This is a genomic window from Massilia aquatica, from assembly GCF_011682045.1.
Classification (GTDB): Bacteria; Pseudomonadota; Gammaproteobacteria; order Burkholderiales; family Burkholderiaceae_D; genus Telluria_A; species Telluria_A aquatica.
The window spans coordinates 581264-595707 of the sequence record NZ_VVIW01000001.1 but is presented as its reverse complement, the minus strand read 5'-3'; the positions used below and the strand labels follow the sequence as shown (position 1 = coordinate 595707).

At 67.6% G+C, this 14444-nt stretch carries 13 protein-coding genes; 6 read left to right on the top strand and 7 right to left on the bottom strand.

The genetic code is table 11. The annotated features are described in order from the left end of the window. The first annotated feature begins 66 nt into the window (after positions 1 to 66). Both F1609_RS02675 and F1609_RS02670 read left to right on the top strand, forming a co-directional pair. Entirely contained in the window at positions 67 to 1818 is a 1752-nt protein-coding gene (locus F1609_RS02675; protein WP_167074362.1) for an ABC transporter ATP-binding protein, read from the top strand. Further along, positions 1808 to 3604, top strand: a complete 1797-nt coding sequence (locus F1609_RS02670) for an ABC transporter ATP-binding protein (protein ID WP_167074360.1) — start codon at positions 1808 to 1810, stop codon at positions 3602 to 3604. Before F1609_RS02675 ends, F1609_RS02670 begins: the two co-directional genes overlap by 11 nt. On the opposite strand, the gene F1609_RS02665 is transcribed toward F1609_RS02670, so the two are convergent. Then, a complete protein-coding gene (locus F1609_RS02665; protein ID WP_167074358.1) occupies positions 3601 to 5175 on the bottom strand; it encodes a hypothetical protein in 1575 nt (524 codons plus the stop codon). The two genes, F1609_RS02670 and F1609_RS02665, sit on opposite strands and share 4 nt — an antisense overlap. Beyond that, on the bottom strand, positions 5175 to 6041 hold the full coding sequence (locus tag F1609_RS02660) for an ABC transporter ATP-binding protein (RefSeq protein WP_167074356.1): 867 nt from the start codon (positions 6039 to 6041) through the stop codon (positions 5175 to 5177). The genes F1609_RS02665 and F1609_RS02660 overlap by 1 nt, the downstream gene beginning before the upstream one ends. Positions 6042 to 6334: 293 nt before the next feature. Between F1609_RS02660 and F1609_RS02655 the strand changes: the two genes are divergently transcribed. Both F1609_RS02655 and F1609_RS02650 read left to right on the top strand, forming a co-directional pair. Beyond that, positions 6335 to 8431, top strand: coding sequence for a tetratricopeptide repeat-containing diguanylate cyclase (locus F1609_RS02655; RefSeq protein WP_167074354.1), 2097 nt, complete (start codon positions 6335 to 6337; stop codon positions 8429 to 8431). A gap of 1 nt (position 8432) precedes the next feature. After that, complete coding sequence (locus F1609_RS02650) at positions 8433 to 9182, top strand: hypothetical protein (protein WP_167074352.1); 750 nt, start codon at positions 8433 to 8435, stop codon at positions 9180 to 9182. A 7-nt stretch (positions 9183 to 9189) separates the two neighbouring features. Here the strand turns inward: F1609_RS02650 and F1609_RS02645 are convergent, their stop codons facing one another. After that, the gene (locus F1609_RS02645; RefSeq protein WP_167074350.1) at positions 9190 to 9513 is read right to left on the bottom strand and encodes a hypothetical protein; all 324 of its coding nucleotides are present in this window, start codon (positions 9511 to 9513) and stop codon (positions 9190 to 9192) included. A 120-nt stretch (positions 9514 to 9633) separates the two neighbouring features. Between F1609_RS02645 and F1609_RS02640 the strand changes: the two genes are divergently transcribed. Beyond that, complete coding sequence (locus tag F1609_RS02640; protein WP_167074348.1) at positions 9634 to 11874, top strand: molybdopterin-dependent oxidoreductase; 2241 nt, start codon at positions 9634 to 9636, stop codon at positions 11872 to 11874. A 273-nt stretch (positions 11875 to 12147) separates the two neighbouring features. Next, complete coding sequence (locus F1609_RS02635; RefSeq protein WP_167074346.1) at positions 12148 to 12375, top strand: hypothetical protein; 228 nt, start codon at positions 12148 to 12150, stop codon at positions 12373 to 12375. A gap of 24 nt (positions 12376 to 12399) precedes the next feature. Here the strand turns inward: F1609_RS02635 and F1609_RS02630 are convergent, their stop codons facing one another. The 4 genes from F1609_RS02630 to F1609_RS02620 all read right to left on the bottom strand — a co-directional run bounded on the left by F1609_RS02630 (position 12400) and on the right by F1609_RS02620 (position 14323). Then, entirely contained in the window at positions 12400 to 13323 is a 924-nt protein-coding gene (locus tag F1609_RS02630; protein WP_167074344.1) for a hypothetical protein, read from the bottom strand. A 4-nt stretch (positions 13324 to 13327) separates the two neighbouring features. Continuing rightward, the gene (locus F1609_RS35000) at positions 13328 to 13453 is read right to left on the bottom strand and encodes a hypothetical protein (protein ID WP_267876763.1); all 126 of its coding nucleotides are present in this window, start codon (positions 13451 to 13453) and stop codon (positions 13328 to 13330) included. Between the two features lie 64 nt (positions 13454 to 13517). Next, complete coding sequence (locus F1609_RS02625) at positions 13518 to 13709, bottom strand: hypothetical protein (protein ID WP_167074342.1); 192 nt, start codon at positions 13707 to 13709, stop codon at positions 13518 to 13520. 146 nt (positions 13710 to 13855) lie between these two features. Beyond that, entirely contained in the window at positions 13856 to 14323 is a 468-nt protein-coding gene (locus F1609_RS02620; RefSeq protein ID WP_167074340.1) for a cache domain-containing protein, read from the bottom strand. Positions 14324 to 14444 lie beyond the last annotated feature (121 nt).

Sequence of the window (14444 nt, the reverse complement as noted above, 5' to 3'; positions counted from 1 at the left end):
TTGACGGGCTTCGGCCCGTTTTTTTCGTCCGGGCGCAACTGACAAGAACACCCAAGGAATGCATTAATGACTTTATCGCGGCTCGTTGGCAGCTTCGTGCGCCGCCATTGGCGCTCCTATATCTCGTCGGCCTTCATGCTGGCCGGCGTGGCGGCCCTCACGGTCTGGATCCCTCGCAAGATCGGCACGCTGATCGACGGCCTGGCCGCCCACAGCCTCACGCGCGACGACCTGCTGCTGGGACTTGTGCAACTGCTCGGCATGGGCGTGGCCATCTACCTGCTGCGGGTCGGCTGGCGCCTGCGCCTGTTCGCCGCCGCCTACCGCCTCGGGGTCGAACTGCGCACGCGTTTTTACGCGCGCCTGTCGGCCCAGGGGCCGGCCTTCTACCAGAAGCAGCGCACCGGCGACCTGATGGCGCTGGCCACCAACGACATCGACGCCATCGAAATGGCCGCCGGCGAAGCCATGCTGGCCGGTTTCGACGGCACCCTCACCCTGGTCATGGTACTGGGGATCATGACGCTCGGCGTCGACTGGCGCCTGGCCTGCGTGGCCCTGCTGCCGTTTCCGTTCATGGCGTTCGCGTTCTGGCGCATCTCGAGCCATATCCACGTGGCGGCCACCGAATCGCTCACGCGTTTTTCAAACCTGAACGACCATGTGCAGGAAGCCCTGTCGGGCGTACGCACTCTGCGCGCACTGGGCCTGGAGCAGCGCAGCGCCACGCAATTCGGCCAACTGGCCGCGCAAGCGGCCGACGCCAGCCTGCGCGCGCAAAAATGGGAAGCCGCCTACGAGCCGGCCGTCGGCCTGACCCTCACCGCCGCCAGCGCGCTCACGCTCGGCCTGGGCGGCTATCTGGTGTGGCAGAACCAGCTGACCATCGGCGCGCTGACCAGTTTTACCATGTACCTGGGCCAGTTGATCTGGCCGATGTTCGCGGCCGGCTGGGTGCTCTCGCTGATCGAACGCGGGCGCGCGGCGCTGGCGCGCGTGCAGCCCCTGCTCGACACGCCCCTGTCGGTGGACGACCATGGCAAGCTCGCCACCCTGGCGCCCGGCGCGCTGGTGCTCGGGCATGTCGGCTACACCTACAGCGGCCAGACCACCCCCGCGCTGGCCGATATTTCATGCCGCATCGCGCCCGGCCAGACCCTGGGCCTGGTGGGGCCGACCGGCGCCGGCAAATCGACCCTGCTGCGCGTGCTGCTGCGCCAGGCCACGCCGCAAACCGGCAGCGCCACCTGGGGCGGCCAGCCGCTGGCCGACTACACCTTGGCCACCTTGCGCTCGGCGATCAGCTGGGTGCCGCAGGAGTCGTTCCTGTTCTCGGCCACCATCGCCGAGAACATCGCGCTGGCGCGGCCCGACGCCTCGCGCGCGCAGATCGAACATGCGGCGCACATGGCGGCCATCCACGAAGACATCTTGCGCTTCCCGCAGGGTTACGACACGCCGGTGGGCGAACGCGGCATCACCCTGTCGGGCGGCCAGCGCCAGCGCGTGGCGATCGCCCGTTCGCTGCTGGCCGACAGCACCCTGCTGCTGCTTGACGACGCCCTCTCGGCGGTCGATACCGGCACCGAAACGCGCATCCTCGAACACCTGGAGGAACTGCGGCGCGCGCGCCCCGAGCGCAGCGTGATCATCGCCAGCCACCGCCTCTCGGCCGTGGTCAACGCCGACTTCATCGTGGTGCTGCGCGACGGCCGCATCACCGAGTCCGGCACCCACGAGGCCCTGCTCGAACGCGACGGCTGGTACGCCAGCCAGTGGCGCTATCAACAACTGGAGGCCAGCCTCGATGCAATCTGATTCAACGCCTGATACAAGCACCAAGGACATGCGGGTCCAGGCCGCGCAAGCGATCGGCCTCTTGCGCCGCGCCGCCCATCCCGAGCGCCGCCATTTGCTGTGGGCCACCCTGTGGCTGATCCTCGCGGCCGCCCTGGAAGTGATCGGCCCGATCCTCGGCAAGGCCCTGATCGACGAACACCTGCTACCGCGTAACCTCGATTTTCCGCGCATGGCCATGCTGCTCGGCGCCCTGCTGGTGAGCGGCTGGATCTCCACCTGGCTGCGCTACCTGCAACTGGTGCGCCTGTCGGGCCTGGCCATGCGTTCGGTGCAGCGCCTGCGCGAATGGGTGTTCGGCCATGTGCTGCGCCTGCCGATGGCGTTTTTCGACCGCGCCATCACCGGCCAGTTGATCAGCCGCGTCACCAACGACACCGAGGCCGTCAAGACCCTGTACATCCAGGTGCTGTTCGTGATCCTCGACAGCAGCATCGTGCTGGTCGGGACCATGATCGCCATGGCCTGGCTGGACTGGCGCCTGATGCTGATCGTGCTGGCCCTGGTGCCGGCGGTGGTGGCCATCGTATTCGTCTACCAGCGCCTGTCGGCGCCGGCGGTAACAAAAGCGCGCGCCCTGCGCAGCGACATCAACGGCCAGATCGCCGAATCGATCGGCGGCATGAGCGTGCTGCAGGCGAATAACGCGCAGGAACGCTTCGGCGCGCGCTTCGCCGCCACCAACGACGCGCACTACAAGGCGCGCCTGGCCGAGCTGCGCGCCAACGCCTTTTTGCTGCGCCCCGCGCTCGACCTGCTCAACGTGATCCTGCTGGCGGTGGTGATCTACAGCTTCGGGCGACGCGAAATGAACGCGGTCGAAGTCGGCGTGCTGTACGCCTTCATCAGCTACATCGCGCGCGTGGTCGAACCGATGATCCAGATTACGATGCAGTTCAGCGGCTTGCAGCAGGCCGTGGTGGCGACCGCGCGCGTGTCGGCCCTGCTGGGCGAAGCCGGTGCGCCCGAGCACGACGTCGGCCGTTCGCCGCCCCCGCAGGCTGCCGCGCCGGACGCGCCGGCGGTGCGCATCCGCGCCCTGACCTTTGGCTACGCCCCCGGCCAGGATGTGCTGCACGGCCTCGACCTGGACGTGCCGCAGGGTGCGTTTTTCGGCATCGTGGGCCACACCGGCAGCGGCAAGTCGACCCTGCTGTCGCTGCTGCTGCGCTACTACCCGTCGCGCCCCGGCGCCATCGAAGTAAATGGCCAGCCGCTGGCGGCCATCGACAACGAGCGTTTCCGGGCCGAAGTGGGGCTGGTGCCGCAGGACCCGTTCCTGCTGGCGGCGTCGGCGCGCGAGAACATCGACATGGGACGCGGCCTGTCGCAGCAAGCCATCGAAACGGCGGCGCGCGCGGCCCATGCGCACGACTTCATCGCGGCGCTGGAAGAAGGCTACGACACGCCGCTCGGCGAAAGCGGCTCGCGCCTGTCGACCGGCCAGAAACAGCTGATCGCGATTGCGCGCGCACTGGCCGGCCAGCCGCGCATCCTGCTGCTCGACGAAGCGACTTCGCACATCGACAGCGCCACCGAACAGGTGGTGCAGGAGGCGCTGAACGAACTGCGCGGACGGGTGACCATCATCGCCATCGCGCACCGCCTCTCGACCATCCGCGAAGCCGACCGCATCGTGGTGCTCAATCACGGCCGCATCTCGGAAGCCGGTTCGCACGACGAATTGATGCAGGTCGACGGCGGCCTGTACCAGCGCCTGTACCTGTTGCAGCAGCTGGCGGCCTAGGAGCCTGCGCGCCTGGCGTTGTACAGGTAGCCGCCGGCCAGCGCCAGCACGCCCACCAGCGCGTACAGGCCGATCGAATCCAGGTTGGCCACGCCGTTAAAACCCACCGCGTCGATCCTGGGCGCGCCGCTGGCGTTGAGGGCGACGTAGAACCCGAACAGGAACAGCGACAGGAACAGGCGCGCGGTCCTGCCGCAGCGGCCGAACAGGCTGGCCAGCGCGGCCAGGCTGGCCACGCCGACCACCAGCGCCAATGCCCGCAGCGGCTGCGTTTGCGGCCCCACCACGGCCCAGCGCAGCGCCACCGGCCCCATGAACATCAAGCCAAGCAGCACGCTGGCGGCGTACTGGCGCAGGTAGCGCAAGGCCACGCCGCCGCTCACCGTGCCGCTCAGGTCTTCGGTGGCGGCCGCGTAGTCGCGGGTACTGACGTCGCTCACCAGGATGCCCCAGAACGCCACCGCCGCCATCAGCACTGCCGGCAGCGCGCTTGCCGGTGCCAACACGGCGGCGCCCGCGCACAGGACCAACGCCAGCAGCGCCGACGGGGCGATGAGGAAGGTCAGCGCGATATCGGCCAGCACCTGGCCGGCCAGCCCCGGCACGCGCGCGGCCAGCGCCAGCAAGGGATTGGCCAGCACGGCCAGCGGGCGCAGGGCGGCGTTGAGTAGTGCCAGCGGGGTGCGGCGCAGGCGCGCGCGCCCCGGCTTGACCCGGTCCGGCGAATAGCGGTGGAACAGCCACCAGGCCGGCAGCAGCGGCAGCAGCGCCAGCACGGCGGACGCCGCGCGCAGCCCCATCATGCGCGCGTTCCACAGCAGCGGCAGCGACACCGGCGCCAGCGCGGCGTCGAACGTGCTGGACCCGATCGAGAGATCGACGCCGCTGGCAAACCCGTGCACCGCCGCCACCGCCACCGCCAGCCCCGAAAAATCGAAGACCATGATCGCCGGGACCTCGCTGCTGCCGCCTTGCGTCATCAACACCAGCTGCGCTACCCACAGCATGAAGAACAGCAGATCGCCACCCTTGCCCATCAGCGGCGCCCAGCTGTCGAACAGGATCGCGCAGCTGGCGCCGAACAGCACCATCGGCCCCATCAGCAGCACGTAGGTTTGCAGGTAAACCAGCGCTTGCAGCGGGCCGTCGCCGCGCAGCGCGTGCAGCACCAGCATGGTGAGCATGAAGGCGGCCACCAGCGCGCCGAGGTAGGCGCAGGCGCCCAGCCAGCGCCCGGCCAGGAACAGCGCGCTGCCGACCGGGGTGGCGCCGATCACGCCGCCGATGCCGCTGCGCAGGTCTTCGCTCATGCGCCCGCGCACCAGGTAAAAACCGCCAAGGCCGAACAGCAAGGCCCCCAGGGTGGCGCTGCCCAAGGCCAGCGCGGAACTGGTGTACAGCACGCGCGCCTTGTTCAACACCAGCAGCGCATTGCCGCTGGCAGGGTCGGCGATCATGGCCCAGCTGACCGCCACCACCGCCAGCAGCGCCACCATGGTCGAGGTGCGCCGCATGCGCAGGCGTACCTCGTTGAGCGCCAGGGCGCGCAGGAGGTATACATTCGAGAGCATCACGCCGCCTCCTTGACTGCGTAGCGCTGCGCCATCAGCGCTTCTTCCAGGGTCGGTTCGGCCACCCGCGCACCCGCACACGGCGCCACGCCGTGCACGATGCGCAGCGCCACCTGCGCACCCTCGCGCTGCGCGTGCAGCACATTGACCCTGGCGCGCAGCTGCTCGTAGTCGGCCGCGTCCACGGTGGCCGACCAGACGCGCCCGCGCGCCTGCGCGAGCAGGGTGCGCGGGGTTTCGCAGGCGATCAGCCGGCCCGCGTCCATGGTGGCCAGGCGGGCGGCGATGGTTTCGACGTCGGACACGATGTGGGTCGACATGATCACCAGCTTGCTCGCTCCGAGTTCGCCCAGCAGGTTGCGAAAGCGCAGGCGTTCCTCGGGATCGAGGCCGGCGGTGGGCTCGTCGACCACCAGGATATCCGGGTCGTTCAGCAGCGCCTGGGCGATGCCGAGGCGGCGCCGCATGCCGCCCGAGAACGAGGCCGCCGGGCGCCTGGCCTGTTCGTGCAGGTTGACCAGTTCGAGCAGGTGCTTGATGCGGCCCGGGTCGCGCACGCCCTTGAGGGCAGCGAAATACTGCATGAATTCGAGGGCCGACAGGTTCGGATACACGCCGAAGTCCTGCGGCAGGTAGCCGAGGCGGCGCCGGATCTCCTGCGGGCGGGCGACGATATCGGCGCCGTCGAACAGGATGGTGCCGCTGCTCGGGCGCGTGAGGGTGGCGATCATCTGCATCAAGGTGGTCTTGCCGGCGCCGTTGTGGCCGATCAGGCCGACCACGCCGCGTTCCAGCGACAAGGTCACGCCGTCGACCGCGCGCACGTCCTTGCCGAATGTTTTGACTACATTGCGCAGCTCGAGCATGGTGTTTCCTGACATGTTAATAGATGGGCTTGTACGGAATGTAAGTGAAATCCGCAGCCGGCGGCGGCAAATGCGACAGACGGCAAAATCCAGGGCGTCAAATGCTGCCGCGGGCGTCGTATCGGACCAACACTTCCGTGCCAAAGCGTCATCGAAACGCCTCTGCCTGCCAGTTAAATGTGCATTTGGAGGCACAATCTATGTGCGCCTTGGGCTTTCCCGGCTGCAACAAGAATATAATTGCCTGCTGTTTTCCCGTTCGGAAAACAACGGTTTTCTCATGAAGGATCGCGATGTTGGCAGGTTTATCAGACACCCCGCCGGGCCGCAAGGCCCGCGTGCTGCTGGCATCGTTATGCCTGGTGGCCATGGCCGGTGTCGCCCATGCCCAGCATCCGGCGCTCGATGCGCGCCTGGTGGAGATCCGCGAAATCAACCGCTACGTGCCGCCGCGCGCGCTGGCCGAACTGCGCAAGATCGAGAGCGAGGCGCGCGCCGCGCCGTTGCGCACCAGGGCCGACTTCCTGGTCCAGCTATGCCTGGCCCTGCGCGGCTTGAACCAGGTGCCCGAAGCGCTGGCCGCGGCCGAGGAACTGATCGCCTTCGGACGCGAGACCGGCGACAATGTGGTCATCGCCAAGGGGCTGCTGACCAAGGCGTATGTGGTCTCGCGCATGGAGCAGCTGGCGCTGTCGCACCAGCTGGCGTGGGAAGGCGAAAAAATCGCCAACAGCACCGGCGACATGATGCTGCGCGTGCAGGCGGCGATCACCTCGGGCCAGTCGTATGCGGAAGACGGTAATTTTCCGGCCGCGATGGGCAAGATGCAGACCGCGCTGACCCTGGCGCGCCAGTCCGGCCAAGCGATTCCCAAGGTCCAGGCGCTCAACGCGCTGGCCATCCTGTACGGGCAGTTGAACGAGCATGACAAGGGCTTCGAGGCGCTCGACGAAGCGACCGCGCTGGCCGAGCAGACCAATTCGCCGGGCCGCCTGGCGACCCTGAAAGATACCGAATACGGCCTGGCGGTCGACACCAACCAGCCGCAGCGCGGCCTGCGCGCCCTGCTGGCGGGGCTCGAGTACGAGCGCCGGATCGGCGCCGAGGCGATGATCGCCGGGACCCTGGTGAACCTGTCCGACAGCTACCTCAAGCAGCACGATTATGCGCGCAGCCTGTCGTACGCCAACGAAGCCCTGAAGGCCGGGCGCAGCCTGAACGACGACAGCACCGTGGCCACCGCGCACCTGAACCTGGGCCAGGCGCACCTGGGCCTGGGCAGCCTGGCCGAGGGCAAGCGCCATTTCGAACTGGGCCTGGCCTGGTACGAAAAGGTCGGCGACAAGCCGGAACTGCAGGAAGTGCTGATGGAATACGGCGCCGCCCTGGAACGCGCCGGCGACATGGCGGGCGCGGTCAAGGCCTATCACCGCGAACGCGCGCTGTCGAACGAGCTGTTTGAAAAACAGCGCCAGAAAGCCACGCTGGAACTGCAGGAAAAGTACGACACCGAAAAGAAGCAGCGCCAGATCGAACTGTTAAGCCGCGAGAACCAGCTCAAGACCACCGAAATCGACAACCGCCGTCTGCAACAGCGCGTGTGGTGGCTGCTGGCGGTGGTGTTTGCGCTGGCCGCGCTGGTGGTCGGGATTTTGTACCGCAAGGTGCGCCACGCGAATGCCCAGCTCAAGGTCAAGAACCTGGAACTGAAGCAGCAAAGTGCGCGCGATCCGCTCACCGGCTTGTACAACCGGCGCCACTTCCAGGAATTCATGCGCGGCCACCTGCAGGTGGAAAAACGCGGCGCCGGCACCTCGGGCGAGGAAATCGTCGGCGCCCTGTTCCTGCTCGACGTCGACCATTTCAAGCACGTCAACGACAGCCATGGCCACGCGGCCGGCGACGCGGTGCTGAAAATGATCGCCGACAGCCTGCGCGACATCCTGCGCGAGACCGACATGATCGTGCGCTGGGGCGGCGAGGAATTCCTGGCCTTCTTGCCGGCCATCCCGCGCAGCGGCGTCGAGGAAATCGCGCGGCGCCTGCTCTCCGGCATCTCGCAGGAGAGCATCGGCTACCAGGACAAGACGCTGTCGGTCAACGTGTCGATCGGTTTTGCCCCGTTTCCGCTGGTGCCGGGCACCGATGCGCTACCGTGGGAGCGCGCGGTCAACCTGGTCGACATGGCGCTCTACCTGGCCAAGGCGCACGGGCGCAACCGCGCCTACGGCGTGCGCGGCTTCGCCAACTTCGAGCAGACCACGATGGAAAACATCGAGCAGGACCTGGAGCGCGCCTGGGGCGCCGGCCACGTGGACATGTCGATCGTGCTGGGCACCTGGCCGGAATCGAAAAACGCGGGCACGCCACCGAAGCTGACCATCGTCTGACATGCCGCACACCCACCCTTCGTTCGCCAGGCTGGGCCTGGGCCAGGACGCCGACACGCGCACGGTGCGCCGTGCCTACGCGCGCGAACTCAAGCAGATCGACCAGGAACGCGACGCCGCCGGCTTCCAGTACCTGCGCGAGGCGTATGAACTGGCGCTGGCGTGGGCCGAACGGATGATGGCCGCCGTGCCGGCCGCGCAGCCGCCGGCTCAGGGCAGCGGGCCGGTCGATCCGCAGCATCTGTGCGACCTGGCCCTGGCCCAGTACCGCGCCGCGCTACCGCACCTGACGCAGGGCCACATGGCCGGCGACGCGGCGGCCTGGCGGCGCGAGATGCAGCGCATCCTCGACGGCGAGGCCCTGGTCAACATCTGCGCGCGCACCTTGTTCGAGGAAGTCATGGCGCACCTGCTGGCGGCCGGCTGGAAGCCGGGCCACGAAACGCTGCTGCCGGTGGCGGCAGGCCTGTTCGACTGGAGCTGCGACCGGGCGCGCCTGCTGCGCTTCGGCGCGGCCGGGCGGCTGGTCGACCGCGCCGTCGGCGAACTGGCGCTGTTCAATGGCGCCGGCCAGCCGGAGCTGGCACGGCGCCAGCGCGTCCTGGCACGCCTGCGTGCGCCGGCGCCGCCCGAGCGCGGGCAGTTGATGCAGGACCTGCCATGGCTCGAGCAGATGCTCGAACGCTTTCCCAACCTGGTGGCGCTGGTGGTCAACCTGGACGCGCTCGACGACTGGCGCCAGTGCGCGTAGCAGGGTCTTATTTGCGCGCCGATTCCTGGATCTTCTCGCCCGCTTGTTCCACCTTCTTGCCGACGTTCTCGGTGGCCCGGTCCAGCCCCTTGCTGGCGTCCACGGTCGCTTCCTCGATCTGGTCGCCGGTGGCCTTGGCCGCGTCGGTGATCTTCTTGCTCGCTTCCTCGGCCTTGTCGACGTTGGCCTTGAGGTTGGCGCCGACGGTGTCGCCGGCCTGATCGAGCTTGGCGCCGGCCTTCTGCGCCGGTCCCACGCCCTGCTCGTCTTTCTGGCAGCCGGCCAGCGCGGCGAGCATCATGGCGCAGCCGATGAGCGATGTGATTTTCATGATTTCCCCTATGGTTGTTGTTGCCCAATAGCATACACCGGTGCCCGACATTTCGGTTGACAGTTCGGCCACGAGTGCACACAATCGCACGACCGTTCGATTTTTTGGAAAGTGCTCGCCATGACCTTGTCCACCCCCCTCCCCGCCGCCGTGCCTGGCGCTGTCGCGCACCGTATCTGTCCGTTTTGCGAGGCCTGTTGCGGGCTTGAACTTGACCTCGAAGAGAACAAGGTGGTGCGCATCCGCGGCGACGCGGCCGACGTGTTCTCGCATGGCTTCCTGTGTCCCAAGGCGATCGGCCTGAAAGACCTGCACGACGATCCCGACCGCCTGCGCACGCCGCTGATCAAGCGCAATGGCGTGTTTGAAGAAGCCACCTGGGACGACGCCTACGCCGAAATCGAACGCCGCCTGCCGCCCGTCATCGCCGCTGGCGGCGCCAACGCCGTGGCCACGGTACTGGGCAATCCGGTGTCGCACAAAATGAGCCTGCTGCTGTATTTTCCGCGCCTGGCGCGCGCGCTCGGCACGCGCAATATGTTTTCGGCGTCGAGCGTGGACCAGGTGCCGAAGATGCTGTCGGTCGGGCTGATGTTCGGCAGCTGGCTGTCGGTGCCGGTGCCGGACATCGAGCGCTGCGACTTTTTGCTGATCCTGGGCGCCAATCCGATGGTCTCGAACGGCAGCCTGTGGACCGTGCCGGACTTTCGCGGCAAGGCCAAGGCCCTGCGCGCGCGCGGCGGCCAGCTGGTCGTGGTCGACCCGCGCCGCACCGAAACGGCCGACGTGGCCGACGCCCATCACTTCATCCGCCCCGGCGCCGATGTCTTCTTTTTACTGGGGATCGCGCACGCGCTGTTCGACGAACAGCTGGTGCGCCCTGGCCGCCTGGCGCAGCACACGGTGGGCCTGGAACAGGTCGAAGCGGCGGTGCGCGCGTACGCGCCCGAACTGGTGGCGGCGCGCTGCGGCATCGACGCGGCCACCATGCGCCAGCTGGCGCGCAGCCTGGCCAACACCCCGCGCGCGGCCATTTACGGGCGCATCGGCACCTGCACCCAGCAATTCGGCACCTTGTGTTCGTGGCTGATCGATGTGATCAACGTGCTGACCGGGCACCTGGACCAGGAAGGCGGGGCCATGTTCCCGAAAGCGGCCGCGTTTTCGGCCAACACGCGCGGCGCGCCCGGCATCGGACGCGGCGTGGTCACGGGGCGCTACCGCTCGCGCGTCTCGGGCGCGGCGGAAGTGTCGGGCGAACTGCCGCTGACCTGCCTGGCCGAAGAAATCGACACGCCCGGACCCGGCCAGGTGCGCGCGGTGATTGCGATTGCCGCCAATCCGGTACTGTCGGCGCCGAACGGGGCGCGCCTGGCCAAGGCGCTCGACGGGCTCGATTTCATGGTCAGCATGGATATCTACCTGAACGAAACCTCGCGCCACGCCGACGTGATTTTGCCGGGGCTCTCGCCACTGGAAGACGCGCATTACGACGTCAGCTTCACCCAGTTCTCGCACCGCAACCACGCCCGCTTCAGCGCCCCGGTGCTGGCGCCCACGGCCGACCAGCCGGAAGAATGGCAAAGCATGATGCGCATCGCCGCCATCGTCAAAGGCCTGGGCGCCGCAGCCGACGTCGACGCGCTCGACGACGAGCATATGCGGGAAGACCTGGAGCGCGCGGCGGGTGCGGCGGCGCCGGCGCTGATGGCGGCCCTGGGCCAGCAACGCGGCGCCGAACGCATGCTCGACCTGGCGCTGCGCAGCGGCCCGTACGGCGACCAGTTCGGAAAGAACCCGGAAGGCCTGACCCTGGCGCGCCTGAAGGCGGCGCCGTCCGGCATCGACCTGGGGCCGATGACCAGCCGCATTCCGGAAGCGCTGCGCACACCCTCGGGCAAGATCGAACTGGCGCCGCAGGTGCTGCTGGACGACCTGGCCAGGGCCAGCGCCGACCTGCGGGCGCCCACGCCGGAGCTGGTCATCGTCGGCCGCCGCCAGCTACGCTCGAACAACAGCTGGATGCACAACCTGCCGGTGCTGGCCAAGGGCGCCTACCGCTGCACGGCGCTGGTCCATCCGCTCGACGCCGGGCGGCTTGGCCTTGTTGACGGTGCGATGGCGCAGATCCGCAATGGCGAACGCATGATCGAAGTGCAGGTGGAGATCTCGGCGCAGATGATGCCGGGCGTGGTCAGCCTGCCGCATGGCTGGGGCCATGACCTGGAAGGCACGCAGATGCGCGTGGCGGCCGAGCGGCCGGGGGTGAACCTGAATGCGCTGCTCGATGAAAACCTGCGCGATCCCTTGTCGGGCAACGCGGTGTTGTCGGGGATTGCGATCGAGATGCGACCGCTCTGACGTCCTAACGCAGTTCGACCGCGTATTCGACCGGGGTTTGTTCGACGAAGCGCACGGTCTGGCTCTCGCGTCTTCCGCGCGCGACCCGGGCCGGCGCGTCGGCATTGCGCGCGCGGCGCGCTGGCCGGGTTTGGCGCGCCCGCCGCGCGCGAGAGCGCGATCCAGCGTTCAGCGCCGGCCGCCACTTCGTCGTTCTGGCGCGCCGCATCGATGCTCCAGTGGCTGGCGCGGAACTGGGCGTAGCATTTTTCCCATGCGCGCACCTGGTCGTCGATGCGGCGCGCGGCCTGGCTCGATACCAATTTATCGGGAAACTCGGGCGACACGCAATCGAAGCTGGCCGCCTGCACCGAGGCTGCGCCGCAGGCCAGCGCCAGCGATGGAAAAATTCTGCTGAGAGCCATCGACGTCTCCGGTGAGGTGGAAAACGTCGATCGTAGACCAAGCAGCAACATTTCGGCAAGGACTTTGACAATCTTTACAAAAAAGATACATGTCTGATGAGTTGCCGCAGCCAATTTGTGTTTACATGCAGCGCTGGTTCATCCAGTCTCGTCCGCTCGCCACGCAATGCTGCATGTCCTTGAGCAGGCGGTCGGCATGGACTTTGTAGGCGGCGCATTCGCGGCTGCCTTCCACCATGGCGATGCAGGTTTCGAGCTTGTTGGAGGCGGCCCTGTAATTGCCCTGGGCGATGTCGCGCTCCGCCTCGGCGATCAGGCTGCGCGCCGACTGGCCAGCCGCACGCTCCACCGCCGGCCGCTCCACCGAGCGCTCGATCACCGGCACCGCCGGCTTGACCGCGGCGGGCGGGCTCTCGCGTTTGGGCTTGGTCTTGGTGGCGCTCTTGCGTTTGCGCTCGCACGCAGTGACCGCCGCGCTGATCGACGACTGCAGGCGCTCGATCTGGGCGGCGCCGGCGTTGTCGTTCCTGAGCGCTTGCAGTTCGGCCTTGGCCTCCTTGATATTACAATCCTCGGCCTGCAAAATCGCCTGCTCGATGCGCGCCTCGAACTTCTTCGGCTCGGGCCTGGCGGTATACCAGATCCCGGCCAGGACGGCCAGCGCCAGCAGCCAGTAACGCAGGCGGACCGGTTTGCGCAGTCCGGGGCCGGCCGGTGCGGCCTTGGGCGACGGCGGCACGGCAGCGCCGCCCGCCGCCCAAGGCCGCGCCTGGGGTGGCGCAGCGGCCGCTGGCGCGGGCATGGCTGGCGCGGGCGGCACTTGCTGCGCGAACGCCGGCGGCTCGACCGGCGGCGCCGCTGGCGCCACAGGCCTGGCCACCGGTTCAGGCACGGGCACGGACTTGATCACGGCGGCGCGCGCAGCCCGCAGCGCGCCCTCGTGCTGGGCGCTGCCGCAGTAGGGGCAGAAATCGACCCGGCACGGCATCGGCCGCACGCAGGCGGCGTTCAGGCAGCGGTAGGTCACTTGGTCTTGCAGGTTCATGGCGTCAGTCAGGATCGGGGAGGTCGTTGTCAGGGTCGGGGATGGCTTCGTCGAACAAGGCGGCCAGCGCCGGCAGCCGGGCGCCGGTGTCGCGCTTCGGTTCCTGCACGCGCTGCTGGCAGTGGCGCATCAGGGCGCCGGCATGGTTAACTGCTTCGGTCCGGGCCTGGCCAGGCGCTGCCGCAGGGCGCCGATCATTTGTTTGCGACAAGCAGACCGTGGAACACGGTCTCGGTGCGGCTGCCCTGCAGCGGTGCGCCGGGCAGGTGCGCGACAGCGGGCAGGCGCGCGATGCGGCCCGGCCCCTCGCTCGGCGCCAGTTCAAACTGCGCCGTGTGTTCGTGTTCCAGCCATATGCCGCCGGGCGTTTTCCATCGGTGTGCCATGTCGCTTGCCGCCCTATGTATGTATCAGAGTTGCGGCCCGTCGATGCGGGCCGCTGTTGCTCTTGAAATCATAGCGCAAACGGATTATCCACGTGGTCTATTTACGGCGTACCGTCTCGTGGCATGGCCGGTAGCGCAACGAGGCGCTACTTATAGGTACCGACGCCGATCAGCACATCGCCATTGCGCTCGACGTAGGTATTTTTCTCTTCCATGGCCTTGGTGATCGAATTGGGCCACTTGTAGGCGAACCAGCCGGTGCCCGCAGGGCTCTTGGCGATCTTGATGAATTCACGGATCGGGAACACCTCGCCGGCCTTCAGGTCGATCAGGTTCTTGCCGACCATCTTGGCATTCTGGCCGTGCGCCAGCGCGGTGCCGTCGAAGGTAAACATGAAGACGTACAGATCGCCCTTGATGAACTCCCCCTTGGGATCGTTGAAGGCGGCGATCGCCTTGTCGCGCCCGTTCTCGGTCAGGTAGGCGGTCGCCTTCTTGACCATGGCCACCGCTTCGTCGGCCGTGCCGCGCTTGGTGGCGTCCTGCGCGCTGGCGGCGCCGGCGAGGGTGAGGGCAAAGACCGCGAACATGAGTTTCTGGAACAGTGATTTCATCTTTATCTCCTGGAATTGTCAGATGGTTGGGTCCGGCTTTGAGCCGTGTAGTTTTACCTGACGTTAACACATGCCCATTCCGTTATCGCAATAAATTACACAAAGCATTATTGCTTCGACA